Source organism: Lysobacter sp. CCNWLW3 (assembly GCF_036697405.1).
GTDB lineage: Bacteria > Pseudomonadota > Gammaproteobacteria > Xanthomonadales > Xanthomonadaceae > Lysobacter.
This window is the reverse complement of record NZ_JBAHWA010000001.1, coordinates 1,081,521-1,105,718: the sequence shown is the minus strand read 5'-3', so window position 1 is coordinate 1,105,718 and position 24,198 is coordinate 1,081,521. Positions and strand designations below refer to the sequence as shown.

Genomic DNA, 24,198 nt, shown 5'->3' with positions numbered 1-24,198 from the left:
CATGCCCTGGATCATTCTCGTACTCGCCGGCCTGTTCGAGGTCGGCTGGGCCATCGGCCTCAAATACACCGACGGTTTCAGCAAGCTCTGGCCCACCGTGGGCACGGTCGCCGCGATGGCGATCAGCCTGGGCCTGCTCGGCATCGCGATGAAGTCGCTGCCGGTCGGCACCGCCTACGCGATCTGGGTGGGCGTGGGCGCGGTCGGCACCGTCATCCTCGGCATCGTGCTGTTCCACGAGCCGGTCAACGCGCTACGGGTGACCAGCGTGGCCTTGATCGTGGCCGGTCTGATCGGCCTGAAACTGGCCTGATCGGCGCACCCGTGGGCATGACGCGCCGGCGCGGTGGCCGATCGCCGCAGCCGCACCCGGAGGCTGGAGCTTCGCCTCGACGCGGCGGTTCGTAGGCCGGTGGGCGAATGGAGCCGAGCGCGACCGATGTCGGGCGTGGCGCCCGGCTCAGCCGCGCGGCCAGGCGTTGACGACCTTGCAGAACAATTCCGCGGTGCGCTCGGCGTCGTAGACCGCCGAGTGCGCCTCCTCGGCGTTCCATTCGAAGCCCGCGGCCTGGACCGCGCGCGCGAGCACGGTCTGGCCGTAGGCCAGGCCGCCCAGGGTCACGGTGTCGAACACGCTGAAGGGATGGAAGGGGTTGCGCTTGTGGCCGCTGCGCGCGACCGCGGCATTGAGGAAGTTGAGGTCGAAATGGGCGTTGTGGCCGACCAGGATCGCGCGCTGGCAGCCATGGCGTTTGATCGCTTCGCGCACCGGCGCGAACACGTTTTCCAAGGCGACCCGCTCGGGCTTGGCGTCGCGGAACGGATGGTCGATGTCGATGCCGGTGACTTCCAGCGATTTGGGATCGATCTCCAGGCCCTGCGCCGGTACCACGTGCGCGCTGGTGGTGGTGCCGGGAATCAGCAGGCCCTGCTCGTCCAACTCCACGGGCACCACGGCGATCTCGAGCAGGGCGTGGCGATTCCAGTCGAAACCGCCGGTTTCGACGTCGACCACGACCGGCAGGAAGCCGCGGAAACGGTTGCACAAACGGGGCGGAGCGGCGGTGGTCTGGGGGGCGGGGCCGGCGTCGATCATGCCGAAAGCCTAGCAGACGACGATGGCGGAACCTGCGCGCGCGGCGCGCGGCTGCGGCCGCGGCGGGCGGTGCCCGCGCCCCGCCGCCCTCTCGCAAGCAGAAAGAGGACGGCGGAGCGGGGCGTTAGCGCATGCGCAGGCGCAGCCGGTCCGCTGCCAGCAGCACGGCGCCGCCCACAGCCAGGAGCAGGCCCGGCAAGGGCAACAGCATGGCCGCGACGGCGCCGAACAGCAGCAGGCCGACGCCCCAGCCCAGGGCGTCGTTGCGCGCTTGCGCCGGCGCCGCGCGCCGCGCGCGTTCGATCCATGCGTCCAGGCTGAGGCGGCCCGCGCCGCCCAGGATCAGCGGCCACAGCATCGCCAGGAACAGCAGCGGCAGCTTGTAGTTGCCCGCGCCCCGATCGGTGAGCGCATAGCCCTGAGCGAGCTGGCCCAGGCCCATCCAGTCCTGCGGCCAATGCACGGCCGCGATCGCGACCACGGTCAGCACGAACAAGGCCGCGGCGAAAAAGCGCGTGCCCAGTCCGATCAGCAGCGCCAGGCCGCCGATCAGCTCGAACCAGGTCGCCAGGGTCCAGCTCAGCCCGGCCGGCAGGCGGTCGAACGGAAACGGGAACGCCGCCATCACGTCGGCGAACCAGTTCTGCCCCCGCAGTTTTTCGCGGCCGGATTCGTAGAACTCCCAGGCCAGGATCAGGCGCAGGCCCAAGGGGGCGGTCCAGGTGCCGAGGCCTTCGAGACGGTCGCGCAGCGCGTGCGCGCAACGGGAGAGGAGGGGCATGTCGTGCTCCGCGGGAAACGCGCTGGTACCGCCAGCGCTTTCCTTAAGGAGGCGGCGATCAGGCCGAACGGTGCGCGCGCGTGCCGGGCACGACGCCGCTGGCGCGCATCTGCTCGAGCAGGGCGCGGCCTTGGGCGACGAAACTGTCGATGTCCTGGCTGCCGGCCTCGGCGGCCAGCGCGCGCAACTGCTCGCGGCCGCTGAGTTCGGGCGATTCGCCCAGGCGTTCGACCAGGCGATAGGCGAGCGGGCTCAGCTCGGAGAAGCGCACCTCGCCGTCGGCCCCGCGTCGCAACAGCAGCAGGGTCGGTTGCGGCGGCGGCGCGTCGGGCTGGAACGCCGGGCCGATGCGGTGCACCGGCCAGGCATAGGCCAGCGGCCAGGCCAGCGGCGACAGCACCGGCACCCCGTCGAGCAGGTCGGCCCCGGCGTCGATCGTGGCCGGATCCGCTTCGGCATCGGACAGTTGCAGGGCCAGTTCGACCCATTCGTAGTGCGCCAGTTCGGTCAGGAACGCCGGCGAAAGATCCTCGCGGTCTTCCAGGTAGCGCAGGAACTCGCGCGCGAGCTCGGGGAACAGCGGCGTGCGGCAGCGATGGTCGCGGAAGAAGTCGCGTACCAGCGCGGTCCAGGCCGGTTCGCCCAGCAGTTCGGTGACGACGGGGAAGTTGCCGGCCAGCAGGCCTTCGATGTTGTTGAACAGCAGGCCGCGGTAGACCTCCAGGCGCCGCTCCTCGATGCCGGCCGGGGCGGGACTGGCCTGCGGGTCGCGCAGGTGGCGGGTCAGTTCGAACTGCTGCGCGCGCAGTCGCGCGGGCGCCTGGGCGCGCGGCTCAGCCATGGGCCTGGCGCGCGGCGGCGGGCGCGTGTTCGCGCAGGACCGCGCGCACGGTGTCGAGCTCGGCCACGAGCTCGGCGTAGGGCGGGAAATTGAAATCGCGCTCGAGCAGGGTCGGGCGCGCGCCGAAACGGCGGTAGGCCTCGCCCAGCAGCGACCACACCGCGTCCTTGACCGGCGCGCCGTGGGTGTCGATCTTGAGATCGTCGGCTTCGTCGTAATGGCCGGCGACGTGGATATAGGCGATGCGCTCGCCCGGCAGCGCGGCCAGGAACGCGCTCGCGTCGTAGCGGTGGTTGATCGAGTTGACGTAGACGTTGTTGACGTCCAGCAGCAGGTCGCAGTCGGCCTCGGCCAGCACCGCGTTGGTGAAGTCGATCTCGCTCATTTCCCGATGCGGATTGGCGTAGGTCGAGGTGTTCTCGATCGCGATGCGGCGGCCGACGATGTCCTGGGCCTGGCGGATGCGCGCGGCGACGTGGCGCACCGCTTCCTCGGTGAAAGGGATCGGCAGCAGGTCGTAGAGGTGGCCGTCGTCGCTGCAATAGCTCAGGTGCTCGCTGTACGAACGGACCTGGTGCTGGTCGAGGAAACGGCGGACCCGGATCAGGAAGGTCTCGTCCAAGGGCTCGGTGCCGCCCAGCGACAGCGACAGGCCGTGGCAGACCAGCGGGTGGCGCGCGGCGAGTTCGGACAGGGCCTCGCCGTAGCGCCCGCCCACGCCGATCCAGTTCTCGGGCGCGAGTTCCAGGAAATCGAAATCGGTGGGCGCGGCCGATCGCAGCGGGCCCAGCAGGGCCCGCCGCAAACCGAGGCCGACGGCGTCCGCGTTCAGCGGACGCACGCCGTCCATGCGTGGCTCAGACCGAGCCACCGCACTTGCCTTCGCCGCACTTGCCTTCACCGGCCTTCTTGCCGTCGGCGGCCTTCTTGTCCTTGTCGGCGCCGCACTTGCCTTCACCGCACTTGCCTTCGCCGGCCTTCTTCTTGTCGGCGCCGCACTTGCCTTCGCCGCACTTGCCCTCGGCGGCCTTCTTGTCCTTGTCGGCGCCGCAGCTGCCTTCGCCGGTCTTCTTCTCGGCGCCGCACTTGCCTTCGGCGGCCTTGGCGTCGGTGGCCTTGGCATCGGCGGCCTTTTCGGCGGTCTGCGCCTGCTGGGCGCCGAGCAGATAACCCTGCGCGAGGTCGCTCATGGCGAAGGCGGAGGTGGACAGGGTCAGACCGCCGACCAGGGCGGCACCGAGCGCGAGGGCGACGGGTTTCTTGATCTGCTTGGACATGCGCTTGCTCTCCATTACGTTGGCGATGATGACGGGATCGACCCGTCGGTGAAAAACACAAGGCGGAAGCCGGCGCAGTGTGCCCGGTTCCAGGTTCGAAAACTGTTCATGGATCCAGATATTCTCGCGCCAGCACGCGTGCGCGGTGCAGCCGCGCCTTGACCGCTTCGCGCGTGAGCGACAGGCGCGCGGCCATCTCGGCGACGGTCAGGCCTTCGACATCGCGCAACAGCACGACCTGGCGGTAGTGCGCGGGCAGGGACTCCAGCGCGGCGGCGACGTCGTGGCGCCACTCGCAGGGGCCGGGCAGCACCACCGGCAGGATATTCTCGGTGATGGCGTCGCCGGTCAGCAGGCGCATGCCGCGCTTGAGGCGGTTGCACTCGCGCTTGACGATGCGGAAGGTCCAGGAGACGAAGCTCTCCAGCGAACGCAGGTCGCGCAGCTTGCGCGAGACCGCGATCAGGGTTTCCTGGACCGCGTCCTCGATGTCGTTGATTACGCAGTGGAATTCGGCGTAGCGGCGCAGGTCCTGGCGCGAGCGCACGAGCACGCGCTCGAGCGCGCCACGGTCGCCCGCGCGGGCCGCTTCCAAGTCGCCATGGGCCAGGGTAACGCTCATGCCCTTCGTATCCCTCCGAATCCTTGCTACTTACACCGTAGCGGGGCGCCACGGACATGTACCAAGAGTTAGGGGTTACGGCAAACGGTTCGCGCCGGAGGCGGTCGCGCCGGCTTTGTTGGGTTTGCGTTCAGTTAAAGAACGCTGGAAACGTTTGCAGTTTTGCTGCGCTGCAGCGCGTGGCGGCGACGTCCCGGACGGCGTCGCGACCCGGCCCGCGCGATCGCGGGGCCGGGCACGGGGCGCTCAGATCGCGCCGGTGGTGTTGGTGTCGTCGCGCTTCTCGCGCGGCGGCAGCAGTTCCTCGCCCTTGACCAGGAACCAGACGTTCTCGGCGATGTTGGTGGCGTGGTCGCCGATGCGCTCGATGTTCTTGGCCATGAACAGCAGGTGCGTGCAGGGGGTGATGCTGCGCGCGTCCTCCATCATGTAGGTCAGCAGCTCGCGGAACAGGCCGGTGTAGGCGGTGTCGATCTCGGCGTCGCGCGCACGCACGCGCTGGGCCAGTTCGACATCGTTCTCGCGGTAGGCGGCCAACACGTCGCGCAGCTGCTTGACCGCCAGGGTGCCCAGCGCGTGCAGGCCGGCGATATGCGGCAGCGGCGGCGACAGGTTGAGGGCGGTGGAGCGCTTGGCGACGTTGGCGGCGTAGTCGCCGACGCGCTCGATGTCGGAGGCGATGCGGATCGCGGCCAGGATCTCGCGCAGGTCGCGCGCCATCGGCCCGCGTAGCGCCAGCTTCATCACGTCGTGGCTGATTTCCTGCTCCAGCGCATCGATCGCCTCGTCGTTGGCGATGATGCGCTCGGCCGCCTTGTCGTCGCGGCGTTCGACCACGTCGAGCGCGGCCTCCAGCTGGGACGCGGCCATCTCGCCCATGCGCAGGGTCTCGTCGAGCAGGCGGCGCTGCTCGTCGTCGTAGCTCTTGACGATGTGGTCGTGCATGTGGGTGCTCATGGGTGGGTTCGAATTTCGTTTTATTCTGGGTTGGACTGCATTGCCATCCATGGCGAGACATTAGGTCTCCGGATGGTCCGGCCCGGCCATCCTGGCCGGGCGTTCGCGACCGCAGCCGATGCCGACAGGGCATCGGCCAAGCGCGATCCCTTACCCAAACCGTCCCGTGATGTAGTCCTCGGTCTGCTGCTTGCTCGGCTTGGAGAAGATGGTTTCGGTGGGGCCGTGCTCGATCAGGTCGCCCAGGTACATGAAGGCGGTGAAATCCGATACGCGCGCGGCCTGCTGCATGTTGTGGGTCACGATCGCGATCGTGTAGTCCTTCTTCAGCTCCTCGACCAGCTGCTCGATGCGGCTGGTGGAGATCGGGTCCAGCGCCGAGGTCGGTTCGTCCAGCAGCAGCACGTCCGGGCGCAGCGCGACCGCGCGCGCGATGCACAGGCGTTGCTGCTGGCCGCCGGACAGGCCCAGCGCGCTCTGGCCCAGCTTGTCCTTGACCTCGTCCCACAGCGCGCCCTGGCGCAGGGCGTGCTCGACGCGGTCGTTCATTTCCGACTTCGACAGCTTCTCGTGGTGGCGGATGCCGTAGGCCACGTTCTCGAAGATGGTCATCGGGAACGGCACCGGCTTCTGGAACACCATGCCGACCTTGCTGCGCAGGCGGTTCATCGGGTACTTGGCGTCGAGGATGTTCTCGCCGTCCAGCAGCACCTCGCCGCGCGCTTCCAGCTTCGGATACAGCGCGTAGATGCGGTTGAAGATGCGCAGCAGGGTGGACTTGCCGCAACCGGAGGGGCCGATCAGCGCGGTGACCTGCTTCTCGGGGATTTCCAGGTTGATGCTCTTGAGGGCGTGGAACTTGTCGTAGTAGAAGTCCAGCCCGCGCGCGGCGAGCTTGACCGGCGCCGGAGCGGCGGTGCTGCTGTCCCGCTCGGGCGTGGCGAGGTTGAGGCGGGCGTCGTTCATGGCCGCAGTCCGGTCTAGGTTACGAAGAGTGAGGTCAGTCATTGGAGATCCGCTTGCGCAGAATCACGGTGCGCGCGAACAAGCTGACGAAGAGGACGAAGCAGGTCAGGACCAGGGCGCCGGCCCAGGCGATCGTGTTCCAGTTCGCGTCGGGATTGTTGGCGAAGTTGTTCATCGTGACCGGCACGCTGGCCATCTCGCGGAAGATGTCCATGCTCCAGTACTGGTTGCTCAGGGCGGTGAACAGCAGCGGCGCGGTTTCGCCGGAAATGCGCGCCAGCGCCAGCAGGATGCCGGTGACGATGCCGGCCGAGGCGCTGCGGTACAGCACTTGCACGATCACCTTCCACTGCGGCACGCCCAGCGACAGCGCCGCCTCGCGCATCTGGCTGGGCACCAGGCGCAGCATCTCGTCGGTGGTGCGCACCACCACCGGCAGCACGATGAAGGCCAGCGCCAGCGCGCCGGCCAGGGCCGAGAACTGGCCCATCTGCGCCACCACCAGCGAGTAGACGAACAGGCCCAGCACGATGGACGGCGCCGACAGCAGGATGTCGTTGACGAAGCGCACCACGGTGCCGAACTTGCGCGCGTTGCCGTACTCGGCCAGCCAGGTGCCGGCGGCGACGCCCAGCGGGGTGCCGATCAGCAGCGCGATCACGCACATCACCGCGCTGCCGAAGAAGGCGTTGAGCAGGCCGCCTTCCTGCTGCGGCGGCGGCGTCATCTGGGTGAACAGCGCCCAGTTGATGCCGCCCAGGCCCTTGGCGACCAGGGTCCACAGGATCCAGCCCAGGAAGAACAGGCCGAACACGGCGGCGGCGCAGGCGGCGACGATGGCGACCGCGTTGCCGATCCGGCGGCGCCGGTAGAGGCCGTCGGCGGTGCGCAGTTCCTTGGCGGTGGCGGCGGCCATCAGTTGCCCTCCTTGCGCGAGAGTTGCATCAGCATCAGGCGCGCGGCGGCGAGCACGACGAAGGTGACGATGAACAGCACGAAGCCCAGCAGCAGCAGGGCCGAACGGTAGGTTTCGGTGGCCTCGCCGAAGTCGTTGGCGATCACCGCGGCGATGGTGGTGCCCGGCTCCAGCAGCGACACCGAGAAGTTGACGCTGTTGCCGATCACGTAGGCCACCGCCATGGTTTCGCCCAGGGCGCGGCCGAGGCCGAGGAAGACGCCGCCGATCACCGCCGAGCGGGTGTAGGGCAGGACGATGTCCCAGCTGACTTCCCACTTGGTCGAGCCCAGCGCGTAGGCCGATTCCTTCAGACGGGTCGGCACGGTCAGGAACACTTCGCGCATGACCGAGGAAATGAACGGGATCACCATGATCGCCAGCACGATGCCGGCGGTGAGCATGCCGATGCCCAGCGGCGGGCCCTGGAACAACGGCCCGATCACCGGCCAGGTGCCGAGGTGGTCGTTGAGCCAGGGCGTCACGTACTCGGTCATCACCGGCACCAGCACGAACAGGCCCCACATGCCGTAGATGATCGAGGGGATGCCGGCCAGCAGTTCGATCGCGGTGCCGATCGGGCCGCGCGCCCAGCGCGGCGCGACCTCGGTCAGGAAGAAGGCGATGCCGAAGCTGACCGGCACGGCGATGATCATCGCGATCATGGCGGTGACGATGGTGCCGTAGATCGGCACCAGCGCGCCGTACTTGTCCTCGACCGGATTCCACTCGGCGGTGATGAAGAAATCGATGCCTTCCTTGGCGAGTACGGTGCGCCCGCCCCACAGCATCGACAGCGCCGCGCCGGCCAGGGCGACCAGCACGAAGATCACGGTGGCGGTGAGGACGTAGCGGAACAGACGATCGTGGCGCGCGTCGGCGTGGTCGCGCGCGAGCGGTACGGCGGGGAGGGCGGTCGCGTTCATTGCGATCTGGAGTCCGTTGGGGCGCGTGTGGCGGTGGCGGCGAGTGCTGTGGGTGCTGCGGTGTCGGTTGCTTTTGCCGTCATTCCCGCGCAGGCGGGAATCCAGGGCGGGGCGCTGCAAGGTTTTCAGGTGGCATGGCGCTGAACTGTGTTTCCCCCGCCAGGGCGCATAGCGCCCCGGCGTTCGCGGATGCGCGAGCCAGTGGCTCGCAAGCGCATCCGCTCACCCCCGCTTTCGCGGGGATGTACGCATCGGCAAAGCCGCGCGCGGCGCGCGCGGGCCGATGCGTCACTTGAACTCCGCCGCCCAGTAGGCCTCGACCTGCTTGACCAGCTCCGGCGGCAGCGGCACGTAGTCCAGCGAGGCGGCCTGGGCCTGGCCGTTCTCGAACGCCCACTTGAAGAACGCCAGCGTGTCGGCGCTGCGCTTGGCGTCCTTGGGCTGCTTGTACATCAGGATGAAATTGGTCGCGGTGATCGGCCAGGCCTGGGCGCCGGCGGCGTTGGTGATCACCAGGTTGAAATCCTTGGCGCCGGCCCAGTCGGCGCTGGCGGCGGCGGCCTGGAAGGATTCCGCGCTGGGCGCGACGAAGTTGCCGGCCGCGTTCTGCAGTTGGGCGTAGCCCATCTTGTTCTGCAGCGCGTAGGACAGTTCGACGTAGCCGATCGAGCCCTTGATCTGCTTGACGTACGAGGCCACGCCTTCGTTGCCCTTGCCGCCGACGCCGCCCGGCCACTGCACCGAGGTGCCTTCGCCGACCTTGCTCTTCCAGGCCGGGCTGACCTTGGACAAGTAGTTGACGAAGTTGAAGGTGGTGCCCGAACCATCGGAGCGGTGGACGATGTTGATCTTGGTCGCCGGCAGGGCGGTGCCCGGATTGAGCGCGGCGATCGCCGGGTCGTTCCAGACTTTGACGTTGCCGAGGAAGATCTCGGCCAGCAGCGCGCCGGTCAGGCGCAGCTTGCCGGCTTCGATGCCCTCGACGTTGACCACCGGCACCACGCCGCCGATCGCCGAGGGGAACTGGCCCAGGCCGGCCGCCGCGAGTTCCTCGGTCGTCAGCGGCTTGTCGGACGAACCGAAGTCCACCGTACCGGCCTTGATCTGGGCGATGCCGCCGCCGGAGCCGATCGACTGGTAATTGACCTTGGCACCGGTGGCCTTGTTGTAGTCGTCCGACCACTTCGACAGCAGCGGATAGATGAAGGTCGCGCCGGCGCCGGTGATCAGCGCCGTGCTCTTGTCTCCGGCCGGAACGGCGGAGGTCGCGGCGGCGCCGTCGGCGGCCGCCTTGGGGGCGTCGGCGCCGGGCTTGCACGCGGCCACGGCCAGCGTCAGGGCGAGGGACAGGACGGCGATACGGGCCGGCGAGGATTTCATGCGCAACTCCATGAGGGTGCCGACGAGATTCGCCGGCGGGGCTGCGCCATTTGATGATCTTTTTGTTACAGCGCTATGACATCGTTCGGTAACGAATTTGTAGTGAAAGGCTGAAAGGCCGTAGCCGTGGGGCTGGGGGCGTGGGGCGGGGTACCGGAGGGCGGTGACGGCGGCGTCAAAAAGCTCTGCGTATGGAGCCCCCTCCCGCCTGCGGCGCCTGAAGGGTGTGCAAGGCTGAGAGGGGGGTGAGGGCCGCCCAGCGAAGAGTTCTCCAGCCCCAAACGCAGAACGGGCCCGAAGGCCCGTTCCTTGCGACCCGATCCTCGGAAGGATCAGTAGTTCATGTTCGCAGACCAGTAGGCCTCGATCTGCTTGACCAGCGCGTCCGGCAGCGGCACGTAGTCCAGGGCCTTGGCCTGGGCGTCGCCGTTGGCGTAGGCCCAGCGGAAGAATTCCTTGGCGTTCTTGGCGCCGGCGGCGTTCTTGGGCTGCTTGTACATCAGGATGAAGTTGGTCGCGGTGATCGGCCAGGACTTCTCGCCCGGCGCATTGGTCATCACCAGGTAGAAGTCCTTGGCGCCGGCCCAGTCGGCGCTGGCGGCGGCGGCCTGGAAGGTCTCGTCGCTGGGCAGCACGTAGTTGCCGGCGGCGTTCTTCAGGCGCGAATAGGCCATCTTGTTCTGCAGCGCGTAGGACAGCTCGACGTAGCCGATGCCGCCCTGGATCTGCTTGACGTAGGCGGCCACGCCTTCGTTGCCCTTGCCGCCGATGCCGACCGGCCACTTGACCGCGGTGCCTTCGCCGACCGTGCTCTTCCACTCGGCGCTGACCTTGGACAGGTAGTTGACGAAGTTGAAGGTGGTGCCCGAACCGTCCGAACGATGCACGACGGTGATCTTCTTGGCCGGCAGCTGCACGCCGCCGTTGAGGGCGACGACGGCCGGGTCGTTCCACATGGTGATCTTGCCGAGGAAGATCTTGGCCAGGGTGTCGCCGTCGAGCTTGAGCGCGCCCGAGGCCACGCCCGGCACGTTGATCACCGGCACCACGCCGCCGATCACCGACGGGAACTGGGCCAGGCCGAACTTGGCCAGCTCATCGGGCTTCAAGGGGGCGTCGGAAGAACCGAAGTCCACGGTGGCGGCCTTGATCTGGGCGATGCCGCCGCCGGAGCCGATCGACTGGTAGTTGACCTTCTTCTGGGTGGCCTTGGCGTAGTCGGCCGACCACTTGGACATGATGGGGTAGACGAAGGACGCACCGGCGCCGGTGACGTCGGCGGCCTGAGCGTTGGCGACGAACGCAGTCGCGAGGGCGAGTGCGGCCAGGCGGAAGCGGATGGACTTGAACACGGAAGGCTCCTGAAGAGAGACGACGGGCATTGACCCGCTTGGGGCGCATTTCATAACGGTTCGATGACAGCCGCGGGTCGGCTATGTGACAGGTCGGTGACATCCGACATGTGGCTGACACGCGGCGCCCGGGCGCGGCCGCAATGCGGACGCAAAAAGGGGCGCGGCGTAGGCCGCGCCCCGAGGCGATTTGCGAACGTACAGCCAGTGGGGGAGAGAGAGACCTGACTTACCGGTAAGGGCTTACCAGTAGAACTGCATGCGCACTTCGGTGATGTTCGGGTTGTCGTCGACGTAGCGACGGGTGGTGCCGCCGACCCACTTGCTGCTGTCGACCTTGACGTAGTTCAGCATGAACTTGAAGTTCGAACGCCAGTACCAGTTCACGCCCAGGGTCCAGGCGTCCTGCTCGCCGCCCAGCACGCCGGTGGTGGCGCCGGTGGTGACGTTGCCGCTGCCGTCGTTGAGGTCGATCGTGTCGTAGCGCAGGCCGAGCTGCCACATGCCGGCGGCGGGGTTGTCCGGCAGGCCGGTGACCGGGGTGCCGGACTTGTAGGTCCAGGTTTCGCCGGTGATGTTCCACAGGCCGCTGATGTAGCCGCCGTCGAAGTCCAGGTCCGGCGCCACGCCGTAGCGCTTGACGCTGGTCTTCATGTACTCGCCCTGCAGCTTGAACGGGCCGCGCACCCACAGGCCTTCGAAGCCAGTGGTGGCGACGCGGTCGGAGCGGGTGATGCTGCCGGTGCTGACCAGGGTCTGCGAGATGTCGGCCAGCGGACGGGCGCTGAACGAAACCGTGTCGCCGGTGTTCAGGGCCGCGGTGCCGCCCAGGTCGGCGTCGTAATCGACGTGCGACAGGCCGAAGTGCAGGATGTTGCCGGCGTCGAGGATCGGCGCCCAGGTGCCGCGCAGGCCGAAGCCGTTGCCGTGCTTGCGGTTGCGGGTCAGCTCGCGGCTGAAGTAGGTGGCGTTGACGCCCCAGTTGACGTCGCCGTAGTAGTAGCCGACACCGACGCGGCGGGCGATGCCGAAGGTGTTGGTGATCGAGCCCTTGGCGACGAAATCGTTGTTCTTCGTCGAGGACAGCTCTTCCAGGCTGTTGGGTTGCTTGAACTGGCCGACCTGGATGAAGTGGTTGGCGTTGTTGCCGAACTTGTACTTGACGTTGGCGTCGAGGAACTTGTCGTCCTTGGCGTCGTAGCCCAGCACCCACTCGAAGTTGCCCGGGCCCTTGCCCTTCAGCACCAGCTCGGCGCGGCGCAGTTCGTTGTCCGAATCGGAGCCGTCCGGGGCGTCGACGTTGAGGTTCTTCAGGTCGTTGCCGTAGCTGTAGTAGTCGGCCTGGAGCAAGCCTTCGAAGCTCACTTCGGAGTTACCGATGACGTCGAGGGCGACTTCGGCGTGCGCGGCCGGAGCGACGAGCGCGGCGAGCAGCGCGACGGACAGGGTGCTGCGGGAGAGTTTCATGGCGGGCCCTAGGGCGTGGTTGGATGCCGCGCAGGCTAGGGTGTGAAAGTTGCGTAAATATGACAGGACTGACTTATTTCGCTGCTGTGACCGATCCATGACGGTCGTGGAGGCGCTCCCGCCAAGCCCCGCAAATCAAGCGGCGACGGGCTCCGGCTCGCCCGGGGTCTTGTCCGGATAGCGGCAGATGTCGCGGATCGCGCAGTGCGGGCAGTCCGGTTTTCGTGCCTTGCAGACGTAACGTCCGTGCAGGATCAGCCAGTGGTGGGCGTCGTGCAGATAGTCCGGGGGGACGCTCTTGAGCAGGCCGTCCTCGACCGCGCGCACGGTCTTGCCGGGCGCCAGGCCGGTGCGGTTGGCGACCCGGAAGATGTGGGTGTCGACGGCCATGGTCGGCTCGCCGAAGGCGGTGTTGAGCACCACGTTGGCGGTCTTGCGGCCGACCCCGGGCAGGGCCTCGAGCGCGGCGCGCTCGCGCGGGACCTCGCCGCCGTGCTCGGCCAGCAGGCGCTGCGACAGCGCGACCACGTTGGCGGCCTTGGTGTTGTAGAGCCCGATCGTGGCGATGTAGGGCTTGAGCCCCTCGACCCCGAGCGCGGCGATCGCCTGCGGCGTGTTGGCGACCGGGAACAGCTTGCGGGTGGCCTTGTTGACGCCGACATCGGTGGCCTGGGCCGACAGGGCGACCGCGACCAGCAGCTCGTAGGGCGAGCTGTATTCGAGCTCGGTGACCGGCTTGGGGTTCAGCGCCTTGAGGCGGGCGAACATCTCCTCGGCTTCGGCCGGGCTCATGCGGGCGGCGCGCTTGGGCTTGGCGGCGCTCTTGGCGGGCTTGGGCTTGGGCGCCGCCGAGGGTTTGGCGGCCGCGGTTTTCGCCGGGCTGGCGCGACGCTTGGCGACGGCCGTGGTTTTCTTAGCGGTTGGACTCACGGCTTGCTGCGCTCCGCGGCTTTGGCCTTGGCACGTGCCAGCGCGGCCGCGGCCGCGGACGGCAACGCCGGTCGCGGTGCTGCGGCCGGCGCGACGGTGGCCTTGTCGAGCGTCGCGACTTCAGGCGCGCGCGCGACCGCGCGTTGCGCAGCACGTTCCTGAGCGCGCTGCGCAAGACGCGCATTGCGCGCGCGGTAGCGTGCGCGTGCGGCCAGCGCCTTGCTGCGCGCTTCGCGTGCGTCGATCAGCAGTGCCGTGCATGCCGGCGTGCAGGCGGTGCAGGCCGGGGCCTCGAGCAGGCCCAGCGTCAGCGCGCGATCGAGATCGTCCACGGCCAGCGCGGCCACGATCGCGTGCGTCGCCGCGCCGTCGGCGCGCGCGCAGCCGCAACGGCAGGACGCCGCCTCGCTCACGTGCCGGAGAACACCGGCTTGCGGCGTTCCAGGAAGGCGCCGGTGCCTTCGCGCATGTCGTCGGTGGCGAACATCAGGCCGAATTGCGCGGTTTCGTACTCCAGGCCTTCCTCGATGCCGCATTCGCCGCCGACCGCGACGCAGTCCAGCACGCCGCGCAGCGCCAGCGGCGCGGCCGTAGCCAGTTGCTCGGCCAGCTTGAAGGTCTCGGTTTCGAGTTCGGCCGCGGGCACCACGCGATTGACGATGCCCAGCTGGCGCGCGCGTTCGGCGTCGATCGGCGTGCCGACCAGGCACAGCTCCAGGGTCGCGGCGCGGCCGGCCAGGCGCAGCAGGCGCTGGGTGCCGCCGAAACCGGGGATCAGGCCGAGGTTGATCTCCGGCTGGCCCAGCTTGGCCGTGTCGGCGGCGATGCGCAGGTGGCAGCCCATGGCCAGTTCCAGGCCGCCGCCGAGGGCGAAACCGTTGACCATCGCGATCACCGGCTTGGGCATCTTCTCGATCCGGCGCATCAGTTTCTGCCCGCGCAGCGAGAAATCGCGGCCCTGGACTGGGGTCAGGCCGTTCATTTCCGCGATGTCGGCGCCCGCCACGAAGGCCTTGGGGCCGCTGCCGGTCAGGACCACGCAGCGCACCGCCGGGTCGGCGGCGGCGGCCTCGAAAGCCTGGTACAGCGCGTCCAGGGTCTGGGCATTCAGGGCGTTCAGCTTGTCGGGGCGGTCGACGGCGATCACGCGGACGGCGCCGCGATCGGTGGTCAGCAGGGGCGATGAGGACATATGAATAGGTGTCTGCAGGGAGGGGGCGCGGCTGCCCGAAAGGAACTCCGGCGCGTCCGCGGGGTCAGAGCCCGGGATGTCAGTGGCGGTTAAGCCTTGCGGCCGCTATCCTACCCCGTCCATCCGGGGGCTTACGACCCGATGGGCCTTTCTATCGGGGCGGTCTCATCCGCCCCGTGTCATTACCGGAGATTCCAACGAATGAAGTTGCGTTTGATTGCTGCCGCCGTCGCGGCCCTGGCTCTGACCGCCGGCAACGCCGTCGCGCAGGACACTTCGTCCGAGAAAGGCAAGCTGAGCTACGCGCTGGGCTACGACCTGGGCCGCAACGCCATCGAAAGCGGCGAACAGGTCGATGTGAACACCATCATCAAGGGCCTGCAGGACGGCTACGGCAAGAAGCAGCCGGCCGTCGCGGTCGACCAGCTGCGCACCGCCGTGCAGAACATGCAGCAGCGCCAGCAGGCCAAGGCCAAGGCCGAGTGGGAAAAGGCCGCCGCCGAGAACAAGACCAAGAGCGACACCTACCTGGCCCAGAACAAGGCCAAGGCCGGCGTCAAGACCCTGCCCAGCGGCGTGCAGTACCGCGTGATCGAAGTCGGCACCGGCGCCAAGCCGACCCAGACCAACACCGTGCAGCTGGAAGTCGCCGGCCCCTACGCTTGGGGCGAGCGTCCGGCGCAGGCGCGTCCGCCGCAGGCGATCCCGGCCATCAAGGTCAGCGAGATCGAGATGGCGGCGATGCGCGAAGTGCTGCTGCAGATGCCGACCGGTTCGAAGTGGGAAGTGACCCTGCCGCCGGCCGCCGCCTACGGCGCCGACCCGCGCACGCCGTTCCCGCCGAACGTGGCGGTGCAGTTCGAAATCAAGCTGATCAGCACCAAGTAAGCCGATCGGTCCGTTGTCAGGTTGCGCCGGCCCTGCCGGCGCAACTTTTTTGAGTAGTCCACCGGCTGGTCCGGCGTAGTTTTGGGACTCACCCGCCGGCGTCGCCGGCGAGGCGTTGAACCCGGCCCTGGCCGGTGCTATGCGGCCCCTTGGGCCGCCCTGACGGTCGCGCGAGGATGCGCGGCTTGGTGGTGTGGCGATGAATTTCCAATTCCGGGCGGTGCTCAGTCCCTGTATCGGCGTTTGCTCGCTGGACGAGCAGGGCCTGTGCGAAGGCTGCCACCGCACCACCGCCGAGATCGCGCGTTGGTCGCAGATGAACGACGACGAGCGCCTGCGGCTGATGGAGCACGTGCTGCCCGATCGCGAGTCGCGGCGCCGGTGAGCGCCTTGCCGCCCCGCGTGCCCAGCGACTATCCGCGCTTGCACGAGGCGCTGTACCCGCTGGCCAGCGAGCCCGCCGGCCTCGCCTGGAATCTGAACGAATTGCAGGGCCTGCTGCCCGAAGCCGCCGAGCCCGCGCGCGCCGCGGTGCTGGTCGGCCTGGTGCCGCGCGAAGGCGGCACCCACGTGCTGCTCACCCGGCGCACCGACGCCCTGCGCCAACATGGCGGGCAGGTGAGCTTTCCCGGCGGCCGCATCGAAACCGCCGACGCCGATGCGGTGGCCGCGGCGATCCGCGAGACCGGCGAGGAGATCGGCCTGGCGCCGGCGCAGATCGCGCCGCTGGGCTATCTGGATCCGCTGGCGACCATCACCGGTTTCCGCGTGCTGCCGGTGGTGGCGACGATCGACCGCGACTACGTGGCGCGGCCGGACCCGAACGAAGTCGCGGACGTGTTCGAAGTGTCGCTGGCCTATCTGATGGATCCGGCCAACCTGACCACCCATACGCTCGATTACCGCGGCCGCGTGCGCCAGGTGCTGGAGTTCCGCTATCCGGACCAGCGCATCTGGGGCGCGACCGCGTCGATGCTGTTGAACCTGCGGCAACGACTGGAGGCGATCGCATGATGAACTGGACCACCCTGGTGCCGGCCGAAGAGCTGGCCGCGCAACTGGGCAGCGACGGCTTGGTCGTGATCGACGCCCGCGCCGGCCTGGGCGATCCCGAGGCGGGTGAAGCGGCCTATGCGCAATCGCATATCCCCGGTGCGCGTTACGCGCACCTGGATCGCGACCTGTCCGATCACCGCAAACGCAACGCCGGTCGCCATCCCTGGCCCGATGCCGCCGATTTCACCGCCACCCTGGAACGCTGGGGCGTCTCGCCCGACGACCAGGTCGTGGCCTACGACCACGGCGACGGCGCGCTGGCCGCGGCGCGCCTGTGGGCGCTGCTGCGCCTGCTCGGCCACCGCCGCGTGGCCGTGCTCGACGGCGGCTGGCAGCGCTGGAACGAGCTCGGCCTGCCGACCGACGCGGCGCTGCCGGCGCCGGAGCCCTCTCGCTATCCGGGCAGTTTCGACCAGCGCCGCCTGCTCGACGCCGACGCGGTGCGCGCGCATCTGGACGCCGGCAAGTTGCTGATCGACGCGCGCGCGGCCGAACGCTTCCGCGGCGAAGTCGAACCCCTGGACCGCGTCGCCGGCCATGTGCCCGGCGCGCGCAACCGTCCTTACGCGCAGAACCTCAGCGACGGCCGCTTCAAGCCCGCCGGCGAACTCGCGCAGGGCTTCGCCGAGGTGATGGGAGACTACGCACCGCAGCAGACCGTGGTGATGTGCGGCTCCGGCGTCACCGCCTGCCACCACCTGCTGGCGATGGAACATGCCGGCCTGCAAGGCGCGGGCCTGTTCACCGGCTCCTGGAGCGGTTGGCTGGCCGACCCGTCGCGACCGGTGGCGACCGGCGAAGCCTGATCCCCGCACCCAACTAAGCGCCTGCCGCCGGTCTTCCCCCTTTGCAAAAGGGGCGGGATTTGCTTCTTACGCAGCCGCTGTCTCCATCTCGCCGTCGAGCGCGGCCCACGCGCTCGGAAGCAAAAGCAAATCCCCCTCAATCCCCCTTTTTCAAAGGGGGAGGCAGAACGCGTGCAGCGCGGAACTGCGACGACACGCCAGAGCAGTACCCCTTTGAAAAAAGGGGTAGGAGAGAATTTGCTTTGTCGCGCGCTTACGCGGCGACCCACCACGGTTCGACAAGCTCACCACGAACGAACCAGGAGCAGCGCGCTTATTCTTCCCCCTTTGAAAAAGGGGGATTGAGGGGGATTTGCTTTAACGCGAACGGACCAAGCACAGCGCTCGCTTGTCTTCCCCCTTTGTAAAAGGGGGATTTGCTTTAACGCGAATCGCCCCAGGACCAGCCACGAAGCCCGCGTTCGATCGCAGCGGAACCTACTTGCCCAGCCGCGCCACCAGCGCCTGCAAGGCGCCCTGCGTCGAAGGCTGATACCAAGCCTCGATGAAATGCTGCAGATGGATGTATTCCGGCTGCAGCGCCTCGATCAGATCGGCGCGCGCGATCGAGCGCGTCTGCAGCATGGCCTGGCGCGGCAGCGCCAGCAGCTGCTCCAGCCAGACCCGCGCGCGGGTGGCGACGTCGTCGATATCGGTCAGCTCGTCGACCAAACCCGCCTGCAGCGCTTGCTCGGCGTCCAGCATTTCGCCCGCCACCAGCAGGCGTTCGGCGCGGTAGGTGCCGACCACGCGCCGCATCAGGCGCTGGATGCCTTCCGGCGCGACCAGGCCGACCTGGGTTTCGTTGAGGCCGATCCGGAACGGGCCGGAGGCCATGATGCGGTAGTCGCAGCACAGCGCCAGCACGCAGCCGCCGGCGGGCGCGTGGCCGGCCAGCGAGGCCACTACCGGCACCGGGCTGGCGGCGATCGCCAGCGCGGTGTCGAAAAAGGCCTGCCAGGCCGCCATCAGCGCGTGGCGATCCTCGCCCAGCGACAGCAGATGCGGCACGTCCAGGCCGGCCGAGAACACTTTGGGGCCGCCGGCCAGCACGATGCCCTGGGCACCGTCGGCGATGGCCTGGCCGAGCGCGACGCGCAGGTCATGGCATAGGCTGGGGTTGAGCGCGTTGACCGGCGCGCGCGCCAGTTGCAGCTCGACGATTTCGCCGTGGGTGGTGGCGGTGACTAGGCTCATGGCAGCTCCTGCGCGGCGATTCGGGACGGAAAGCTTTGGCGCTATCATAGGCCGATGACGCCGCTCCGTTCTCGCACCGCCTTCCACGTTCTGGCCCTGGTTTCGGCCCTGCTATCGGCCCTGTGCATGGCGCCGCCGGCGCAGGCGCGCGGCTGCACGGCGCGCGTCGTCGACGGCTGGGTTCGGCTGCCGCCGGCGCAGATGCCGATGATGGCCGGCTTCGGCCGGATCGAGAATCGCTGTCCGACCCCGATCACCATCGTCGGCGTCAGCAGCCCGGCCTTCGGCGACAGCACGCTGCACGAAACCCGCATCGTCGACGGCATCAGCCGCATGCGCGCGCTGCCGGAATTGCGCATCGCGCCCGACGGCAACGCCACGCTCAAGCCCGGCGGCATGCATTTGATGCTGATGCAGCCGCATGCGCCGCTGAAGCCCGGCAGCAAGGTCGTGGTCGAGTTCGCGCTCAAGGACGGCGGCGTGCTGCGCGGCGAATTGGAAGCGCGCAAGCCCTGATAGCCGGCTCCGTCGTGCGGATGCCTGCGAATGAGTCTGGCCGCCTAACCGTAGGGTGTGGTGAGCGAATGCGAACCGCACCATCGCGCCGCTGCGAACCACCGCGCCGGTGCGGTTATCACCGCACCCTACGGCCACGATCCTGATTCGTGAGTGGCGCGCGGTCCGCCCGTGGTTCGACAGATCCACGACGAACGGATCCCGCAGGCGACACGCCTAGGCGCGCACCACGCTCAGCGCTGGATCGCTTCCAACACCGGCACCGGCAGCGGCACCGGCCGCCCGCTGGCGCGGTCGATCCAGACCACCACCACGTGGCCGTCGCAGTACAGCGCGCTGCCGTCCTCGGAGACGATGCGGTGGCCGATGGTCAGGCTGGTGCTGCCCACGCGCTGGGTGTACAGCTCCACCGCCACCGCCGACGGATAGGGGATGGGCAGGCGGTAGTTCAGCTGCACCGCCGCCAGCAGCGGCGCGACGGTGTCGCTGACCCATTCGCCGTCCCAGCTCGCGAACCAGCGGATGCGGGTTTCTTCCAGGTAGGTCAGGAAGTTGGAATTGTTGACGTGGTTGAACGCGTCCAGATCGCGCCAGCGCAGCTCGATCGGCATGCGGAACAGCACGTCGGCGGTGGTTTCGGTGGCGTCGCTCATGCGGCGGACTTCTTCTTGGCCTTGGCCGGCGCCTTGGTTGCGGCCTTGGCCGCCGGAACCTTGCGCGCCGACTTCTGCTCGCGCGCGGCCGGGCCCATGCCCAGCAGCGGCGCCAGGAAGTGGCCGGTGTGCGAATGCGGCAGCGCGGCGATCTGCTCCGGCGTGCCGGTGGCCAGGATGCTGCCGCCGCGGTGGCCGCCCTCCGGGCCCAGGTCGATGACCCAGTCGGCGGTCTTGATCACGTCCAGGTTGTGCTCGATCACCACCACGGTGTTGCCGTCGTCGCGCAGGCGATGCAGCACCGCCAGCAGGTGCTCGATGTCGTGGAAATGCAGGCCGGTGGTCGGCTCGTCCAGGATGTACAGCGTGCGCCCGGTATCGCGGCGCGACAGTTCCTTGGACAGCTTGACGCGCTGCGCCTCGCCGCCGGACAGGGTGGTCGCGCTCTGGCCCAGCTTGATGTAGCTCAGGCCCACGTCCATCAGCGTTTCCAGTTTGCGCGAAATCGCCGGGATCGCCTCGAACAGCCCCAGCGCATCCTCGACCGTCATTTCCAGCACGTCGTTGATGTTGTAGCCCTTGTAGAGGATCTCCAGGGTCTCGCGGTTGTAGCGCTTGCCGCCGCAGACGTCGCAGGGCACGTACACGTCGGGCAGGAAGTGCATCTCGACCTTGATCAGGCCGTCGCCCTGGCAGGCCTCGCAACGGCCGCCGCGCACGTTGAAGCTGAAGCGGCCCGGCGAATAACCGCGCGAACGCGCTTCGGGCACCTGCGCGAACAGCTCGCGCAGCGGCGTGAACAGGCCGGTATAGGTGGCCGGATTGGAACGCGGCGTGCGTCCGATCGGCGACTGATCGATATCGACCACCTTGTCGAACAGCTCGATGTTCTCCACCGCCTTGTACGGCGCCGGCGTATGCGAGGCGCCGTTGAGCTCGTTGGCCGCGATCGCGAACAGGGTGTCGTTGATCAGGGTCGACTTGCCCGAGCCCGACACGCCGGTCACGCAGGTGAACAGCCCCGACGGAATCGTCAGGTCGACGTCCTTGAGGTTGTTGCCGCTGGCGCCGCGCAGATGCAGGCTGGTCTTGGGATTGGGCTTGTGGCGGTTCTTGGGGATCTCGATCCGGCGCTTGCCGCTGAGGTACTGGCCGGTCAGCGAGCGCGGCGCCTTGAGGATGTCGGGGAACAGGCCCTGAGCCACGACCTCGCCGCCGTGCACGCCGGCGCCGGGGCCGATGTCGACGATGTAATCGGCCAGGCGGATCGCGTCCTCGTCGTGCTCGACCACGATCACGGTGTTGCCCAGGTCGCGCAGGCGGGTGAGGGTGCCGAGCAGGCGCTCGTTGTCGCGCTGGTGCAGGCCGATGGAGGGCTCGTCCAGCACGTACATCACCCCGACCAGGCCGGCGCCGATCTGGCTGGCCAGGCGGATGCGCTGGGCTTCGCCGCCGGACAGCGAGTCGGCCTTGCGTTCCAGGGTCAGATAATCCAGGCCCACGTCGACCAGGAAGCGCAGGCGGTCGGCGATCTCCTTGACGATCTTGACCGCGATCTCGCCGCGCCAGCCGGGCAGGTTGAGCGACTTGAAGAAGCTCAGCGCCTCGTCGACCGGCAGCACCACCAGCTCGGGCAGCGGACGCTCGGCCACGAACACGTTGCGCGCGGCGCGGTTCAGGCGCGCGCCGCCGCACTCGGTGCAGGCGCGTTCGCTGATGTACTTGGCCAGCTCCTCGCGCACCGCCGCCGATTCGGTCTCGCGGTAGCGGCGCTCCAGATTGGGCACGATGCCCTCGAAGCGGTGCTTGCGCTGGCTGCGGCCGCCGTTCTCGGTGATGTAGTTGAAGGTGATCTGCTCGTCGCCGCTGCCGTACAGCACGGCGTTGCGCGCCTTCTCGGCCAGCGACTGCCAGGGCGCGTCGACGTCGAACTTGTAGTGCTTGGCCAGCGACTGGATCAGCTGGAAGTAGTAGGCGTTGCGGCGGTCCCAGCCGCGCACCGCGCCGGCCGACAGCGACAGCTCCGGATGCACGACCACGCGCGAGGGGTCGAAGAACTGGGCCACGCCCAGGCCGTCGCAGGTGGGGCAGGCGCCGACCGGCGAGTTGAACGAGAACAGGCGCGGTTCCAGCTCCGGCAGCGAGTAATCGCAGACCGGGCAGCTGTACTTGGACGAGAACAGCAGCGGCGGCGCCTCGGCGTTGTCCAGCGACATCACCTGGGCCATGCCGTCGCCCAGCTTGAGCGCGGTTTCGAAGGATTCGGCCAGGCGCTGCTTGATGTCCTCGCGCGGCTTGAAGCGGTCGATCACCGCCTCGATGGTGTGCTTGACCCGCAGCGCCAGCGGCGGCACCGCGTCGATCTCGTACAGCGCGCCGTCCACGCGCACGCGCACATAGCCCTGCGCGCGCAGCTGCTCGAAGATCTGGGCGTGCTCGCCCTTGCGCTCGCGCACCACCGGCGCCAGCAGCATGTAGCGCTGCTCCGGGTCCAGCGCGATCACCTGGTCCACCATCTGGCTGACCGTCTGCGCTTCCAGCGGGTAGTGGTGGTCGGGGCAGCGCGGCGAACCCACGCGCGCGTACAGCAGGCGCAGGTAGTCGTAGATCTCGGTGATCGTGCCGACGGTCGAACGCGGGTTGTGCGAGGTCGACTTCTGCTCGATCGAAATCGCCGGCGACAGGCCTTCGATGTGATCGACGTCGGGCTTTTCCATCACGCTGAGGAACTGCCGGGCATAGGCCGACAGCGACTCCACGTAACGGCGTTGGCCTTCGGCGTAGATGGTGTCGAACGCCAGCGACGACTTGCCGGAGCCGGACAGGCCGGTGATCACGATCAGCTTGTCGCGCGGAAGATCGAGATCGATGTTCTTGAGGTTGTGCGTCCGCGCGCCGCGGATGCGGATGAAATCCAGCGCCATCGTTTGCCTGCAATGGGGGAGGGCCGCCGACGCGCGAGGCGACGGCGAACAGAAGAGCGTATCGAGTGCGGAAGATGGGGGCAAATCCCCGGAACGGAAGGGCCGAGGCGGGGCCTGGTCGCAAGCCTGATCGCGACGGCGGGTTTCGTTTGCGGCGAATGAACGGATCGGGCGCGGGGCCGGGATCCGGGCTTGTCGGGGGCAAGAGCAAATCCCCCTCGATCCCCCATTTTTTCAAAGGGGGAGGACCCGCCGGTGGTTCATTTCAGCGCCGCCCCGTGGCTCCCCCTTTGAGCCTGCTGTTCCCCCCTTTTGAAAGGGGGGCAGGGGGGATTTGCTTTTGGCGCCTCCGCCCAAAAAAACGCCGGCGCAAACAGCTCGCCGGCGAGGGCCTGGAGAGAGGCCGGTTACCTGATCGGGGGCGGCCGCCGCGACGGCCGCCGCATCATTTGATCAACTTGAAGCTGATGCCGCGGCCGCTGTCGGCGGCGGCGGCCTTGGTCTCGATCGCGCCCGGGCTGACCCCGTTCACCACCAGCAGCACCTTGACCGCCTCGGCGCGCGCCTTGGACAGCGCCAACTCGTCCTCGCTGGCGCCGCTGGCGCCGGCCGGGCCGTAGATCTCGACCCGCGTCCGCGCCGGCGCTGCCTGGATCGCCTTGGCCGCCTCGCCCAGCGCGTCCAGGCTGGCGGCGGCGATGCGTGCGCTGTCGCCTTCGAACGCGATCGGGGTCTGGTTCAGGGCCCGGACCACCTCGGCGGCGCTGGCCTGCTTGTCCAGCGAGGCCAGCGCGGCGTTCGCCGGCGCCGCGCCCACGCCCTCGAACAGGCCGGTGTAGGCATAGCCGGGATACAGGCTGCGCGCCTGTTCCAGCAGGGCGGCGCGGTCGGCGTCGGCGACCTGGCCGCTGAGCTCGATGCGCTGGCCCTGGAAACTGACCGCGGCGCCGGGCTGGTGGAAGGCGGCGGCGAACTTGGGCAGGTTGGCCGCCCAATCGGCCGGACGCGCATAGCGGTCGACGGCGAGGTCGCCGGACAGCTTCTCGGCGCCGTAGGCGTGGGCGAGCGCGGCGATCACCGCCTGCTTGGCGGCCTCGCTGTCGACGCTGCCGTCGTAGCGCAGGCTGCCGTTGTTGTTGACCAGGCTGAGCTTGGCGTCGTAGCGCGGCACCGGTGCGGTCTCGGCGGCCTTGGCCGTTTCGGTGCCGGCATCGGCGGGGCCGCGGTTGCAGGCCGCCAGGCCGGCCAGGCAGGCCAGCGTCAGCAGCACGGCGCCGGCGCGATGCCGGCGCGGGAATGAGGGGTGGGGATGCATGCGGACTCCAGAACGGTACTAAGGGAACGACGGATCGGCGGGCGCTTCGCGCTCCGCTAGCG

24 protein-coding genes and 1 pseudogene are annotated in these 24,198 nt (G+C 68.6%); 5 read left to right on the top strand and 20 right to left on the bottom strand.

From position 1 onward, the window contains the following. Position 1 precedes the first annotated feature (1 nt). Positions 2-313: a quaternary ammonium compound efflux SMR transporter SugE gene (sugE, locus tag V1318_RS04895; protein ID WP_332938197.1), complete on the top strand. Its 312-nt coding sequence runs from the start codon at positions 2-4 to the stop codon at positions 311-313. A gap of 147 nt (positions 314-460) precedes the next feature. Here sugE and rnt read toward each other — a convergent pair whose 3' ends face one another. From rnt to V1318_RS04815, 16 genes are all read right to left on the bottom strand, one after another. Further along, positions 461-1,096, bottom strand: a complete 636-nt coding sequence (gene rnt / locus V1318_RS04890; protein ID WP_332938195.1) for a ribonuclease T — start codon at positions 1,094-1,096, stop codon at positions 461-463. A 124-nt stretch (positions 1,097-1,220) separates the two neighbouring features. Beyond that, positions 1,221-1,877 (bottom strand): DoxX family protein, encoded by a 657-nt coding sequence (locus V1318_RS04885; RefSeq protein ID WP_332938192.1) that lies wholly within the window; start codon positions 1,875-1,877, stop codon positions 1,221-1,223. A gap of 58 nt (positions 1,878-1,935) precedes the next feature. Beyond that, on the bottom strand, positions 1,936-2,718 hold the full coding sequence (locus tag V1318_RS04880; protein ID WP_332938191.1) for a putative DNA-binding domain-containing protein: 783 nt from the start codon (positions 2,716-2,718) through the stop codon (positions 1,936-1,938). Further along, a complete protein-coding gene (locus V1318_RS04875; protein ID WP_332938190.1) occupies positions 2,711-3,568 on the bottom strand; it encodes a DUF692 domain-containing protein in 858 nt (285 codons plus the stop codon). The genes V1318_RS04880 and V1318_RS04875 overlap by 8 nt, the downstream gene beginning before the upstream one ends. Before the next feature lie 7 nt (positions 3,569-3,575). Next, on the bottom strand, positions 3,576-3,995 hold the full coding sequence (locus tag V1318_RS04870) for a hypothetical protein (RefSeq protein WP_332938189.1): 420 nt from the start codon (positions 3,993-3,995) through the stop codon (positions 3,576-3,578). 106 nt (positions 3,996-4,101) lie between these two features. Further along, positions 4,102-4,617, bottom strand: a complete 516-nt coding sequence (locus V1318_RS04865) for an RNA polymerase sigma factor (RefSeq protein WP_332938188.1) — start codon at positions 4,615-4,617, stop codon at positions 4,102-4,104. 246 nt (positions 4,618-4,863) lie between these two features. Further along, entirely contained in the window at positions 4,864-5,574 is a 711-nt protein-coding gene (gene phoU, locus V1318_RS04860; protein ID WP_332938187.1) for a phosphate signaling complex protein PhoU, read from the bottom strand. 150 nt (positions 5,575-5,724) lie between these two features. Then, on the bottom strand, positions 5,725-6,540 hold the full coding sequence (gene pstB / locus V1318_RS04855) for a phosphate ABC transporter ATP-binding protein PstB (protein ID WP_332938185.1): 816 nt from the start codon (positions 6,538-6,540) through the stop codon (positions 5,725-5,727). A 34-nt stretch (positions 6,541-6,574) separates the two neighbouring features. Beyond that, complete coding sequence (gene pstA / locus V1318_RS04850) at positions 6,575-7,456, bottom strand: phosphate ABC transporter permease PstA (protein ID WP_332938184.1); 882 nt, start codon at positions 7,454-7,456, stop codon at positions 6,575-6,577. Beyond that, positions 7,456-8,421, bottom strand: coding sequence for a phosphate ABC transporter permease subunit PstC (gene pstC / locus V1318_RS04845; protein WP_332938182.1), 966 nt, complete (start codon positions 8,419-8,421; stop codon positions 7,456-7,458). Before pstC ends, pstA begins: the two co-directional genes overlap by 1 nt. A 288-nt stretch (positions 8,422-8,709) precedes the next feature. Then, the gene (gene pstS / locus V1318_RS04840) at positions 8,710-9,801 is read right to left on the bottom strand and encodes a phosphate ABC transporter substrate-binding protein PstS (RefSeq protein ID WP_332938180.1); all 1,092 of its coding nucleotides are present in this window, start codon (positions 9,799-9,801) and stop codon (positions 8,710-8,712) included. A gap of 332 nt (positions 9,802-10,133) precedes the next feature. After that, positions 10,134-11,153 (bottom strand): phosphate ABC transporter substrate-binding protein PstS, encoded by a 1,020-nt coding sequence (gene pstS / locus V1318_RS04835; RefSeq protein WP_332938179.1) that lies wholly within the window; start codon positions 11,151-11,153, stop codon positions 10,134-10,136. 243 nt (positions 11,154-11,396) lie between these two features. After that, positions 11,397-12,620: an OprO/OprP family phosphate-selective porin gene (locus V1318_RS04830; protein WP_332938177.1), complete on the bottom strand. Its 1,224-nt coding sequence runs from the start codon at positions 12,618-12,620 to the stop codon at positions 11,397-11,399. Between the two features lie 135 nt (positions 12,621-12,755). Next, a complete protein-coding gene (gene nth / locus V1318_RS04825) occupies positions 12,756-13,412 on the bottom strand; it encodes an endonuclease III (RefSeq protein WP_332938351.1) in 657 nt (218 codons plus the stop codon). A gap of 134 nt (positions 13,413-13,546) precedes the next feature. Further along, on the bottom strand, positions 13,547-13,897 hold the full coding sequence (locus V1318_RS04820) for a hypothetical protein (RefSeq protein ID WP_332938175.1): 351 nt from the start codon (positions 13,895-13,897) through the stop codon (positions 13,547-13,549). Between the two features lie 62 nt (positions 13,898-13,959). Further along, positions 13,960-14,742: an enoyl-CoA hydratase-related protein gene (locus V1318_RS04815; RefSeq protein WP_332938173.1), complete on the bottom strand. Its 783-nt coding sequence runs from the start codon at positions 14,740-14,742 to the stop codon at positions 13,960-13,962. 201 nt (positions 14,743-14,943) lie between these two features. Between V1318_RS04815 and V1318_RS04810 the strand changes: the two genes are divergently transcribed. The 3 genes and pseudogenes from V1318_RS04810 (at position 14,944) to V1318_RS04800 (ending at position 17,492) form a co-directional block, all read left to right on the top strand. Continuing rightward, a complete protein-coding gene (locus V1318_RS04810; protein ID WP_332938171.1) occupies positions 14,944-15,630 on the top strand; it encodes an FKBP-type peptidyl-prolyl cis-trans isomerase N-terminal domain-containing protein in 687 nt (228 codons plus the stop codon). A gap of 199 nt (positions 15,631-15,829) precedes the next feature. Beyond that, positions 15,830-16,644 (top strand): annotated as a pseudogene (locus tag V1318_RS04805) (DUF1289 domain-containing protein). After that, positions 16,641-17,492 (top strand): sulfurtransferase, encoded by an 852-nt coding sequence (locus tag V1318_RS04800; RefSeq protein ID WP_332938169.1) that lies wholly within the window; start codon positions 16,641-16,643, stop codon positions 17,490-17,492. The pseudogene V1318_RS04805 and the gene V1318_RS04800 overlap by 4 nt, the downstream one beginning before the upstream one ends. 477 nt (positions 17,493-17,969) lie before the next feature. Here the strand turns inward: V1318_RS04800 and V1318_RS04795 are convergent, their stop codons facing one another. Beyond that, a complete protein-coding gene (locus V1318_RS04795) occupies positions 17,970-18,728 on the bottom strand; it encodes an enoyl-CoA hydratase/isomerase family protein (protein WP_332938167.1) in 759 nt (252 codons plus the stop codon). Positions 18,729-18,782: 54 nt separating this feature from the next. Here V1318_RS04795 and V1318_RS04790 point away from each other — a divergent pair, with 54 nt between their 5' ends. Then, on the top strand, positions 18,783-19,244 hold the full coding sequence (locus tag V1318_RS04790; protein ID WP_332938166.1) for a copper chaperone PCu(A)C: 462 nt from the start codon (positions 18,783-18,785) through the stop codon (positions 19,242-19,244). Positions 19,245-19,477: 233 nt separating this feature from the next. Here V1318_RS04790 and V1318_RS04785 read toward each other — a convergent pair whose 3' ends face one another. The 3 genes from V1318_RS04785 to V1318_RS04775 form a co-directional block, all read right to left on the bottom strand. Then, positions 19,478-19,897 (bottom strand): thioesterase family protein, encoded by a 420-nt coding sequence (locus tag V1318_RS04785; protein ID WP_332938164.1) that lies wholly within the window; start codon positions 19,895-19,897, stop codon positions 19,478-19,480. After that, positions 19,894-22,821: an excinuclease ABC subunit UvrA gene (uvrA, locus tag V1318_RS04780; RefSeq protein ID WP_332938162.1), complete on the bottom strand. Its 2,928-nt coding sequence runs from the start codon at positions 22,819-22,821 to the stop codon at positions 19,894-19,896. Before uvrA ends, V1318_RS04785 begins: the two co-directional genes overlap by 4 nt. Positions 22,822-23,266: 445 nt before the next feature. Beyond that, positions 23,267-24,136, bottom strand: coding sequence for an OmpA family protein (locus V1318_RS04775; protein WP_332938161.1), 870 nt, complete (start codon positions 24,134-24,136; stop codon positions 23,267-23,269). Positions 24,137-24,198 lie beyond the last annotated feature (62 nt).

Coding starts and splice junctions, on each gene's coding strand:
- rnt (WP_332938195.1), bottom strand. CDS start 1,096: ATGATCGACGCCGGCCCCGCCCCCCAGACCACCGCCGCTCCGCCCCGT.
- V1318_RS04865 (WP_332938188.1), bottom strand. CDS start 4,617: ATGAGCGTTACCCTGGCCCATGGCGACTTGGAAGCGGCCCGCGCGGGC.
- V1318_RS04830 (WP_332938177.1), bottom strand. CDS start 12,620: ATGAAACTCTCCCGCAGCACCCTGTCCGTCGCGCTGCTCGCCGCGCTC.
- uvrA (WP_332938162.1), bottom strand. CDS start 22,821: ATGGCGCTGGATTTCATCCGCATCCGCGGCGCGCGGACGCACAACCTC.
- pstB (WP_332938185.1), bottom strand. CDS start 6,540: ATGAACGACGCCCGCCTCAACCTCGCCACGCCCGAGCGGGACAGCAGC.
- V1318_RS04880 (WP_332938191.1), bottom strand. CDS start 2,718: ATGGCTGAGCCGCGCGCCCAGGCGCCCGCGCGACTGCGCGCGCAGCAG.
- pstA (WP_332938184.1), bottom strand. CDS start 7,456: ATGGCCGCCGCCACCGCCAAGGAACTGCGCACCGCCGACGGCCTCTAC.
- pstS (WP_332938180.1), bottom strand. CDS start 9,801: ATGAAATCCTCGCCGGCCCGTATCGCCGTCCTGTCCCTCGCCCTGACG.
- V1318_RS04875 (WP_332938190.1), bottom strand. CDS start 3,568: ATGGACGGCGTGCGTCCGCTGAACGCGGACGCCGTCGGCCTCGGTTTG.
- V1318_RS04775 (WP_332938161.1), bottom strand. CDS start 24,136: ATGCATCCCCACCCCTCATTCCCGCGCCGGCATCGCGCCGGCGCCGTG.
- V1318_RS04885 (WP_332938192.1), bottom strand. CDS start 1,877: ATGCCCCTCCTCTCCCGTTGCGCGCACGCGCTGCGCGACCGTCTCGAA.
- V1318_RS04795 (WP_332938167.1), bottom strand. CDS start 18,728: ATGAGCCTAGTCACCGCCACCACCCACGGCGAAATCGTCGAGCTGCAA.
- V1318_RS04785 (WP_332938164.1), bottom strand. CDS start 19,897: ATGAGCGACGCCACCGAAACCACCGCCGACGTGCTGTTCCGCATGCCG.
- V1318_RS04815 (WP_332938173.1), bottom strand. CDS start 14,742: ATGTCCTCATCGCCCCTGCTGACCACCGATCGCGGCGCCGTCCGCGTG.
- V1318_RS04870 (WP_332938189.1), bottom strand. CDS start 3,995: ATGTCCAAGCAGATCAAGAAACCCGTCGCCCTCGCGCTCGGTGCCGCC.
- V1318_RS04810 (WP_332938171.1), top strand. CDS start 14,944: ATGAAGTTGCGTTTGATTGCTGCCGCCGTCGCGGCCCTGGCTCTGACC.
- pstC (WP_332938182.1), bottom strand. CDS start 8,421: ATGAACGCGACCGCCCTCCCCGCCGTACCGCTCGCGCGCGACCACGCC.
- V1318_RS04790 (WP_332938166.1), top strand. CDS start 18,783: ATGACGCCGCTCCGTTCTCGCACCGCCTTCCACGTTCTGGCCCTGGTT.
- V1318_RS04800 (WP_332938169.1), top strand. CDS start 16,641: ATGATGAACTGGACCACCCTGGTGCCGGCCGAAGAGCTGGCCGCGCAA.
- sugE (WP_332938197.1), top strand. CDS start 2: ATGCCCTGGATCATTCTCGTACTCGCCGGCCTGTTCGAGGTCGGCTGG.
- phoU (WP_332938187.1), bottom strand. CDS start 5,574: ATGAGCACCCACATGCACGACCACATCGTCAAGAGCTACGACGACGAG.
- nth (WP_332938351.1), bottom strand. CDS start 13,412: ATGAGCCCGGCCGAAGCCGAGGAGATGTTCGCCCGCCTCAAGGCGCTG.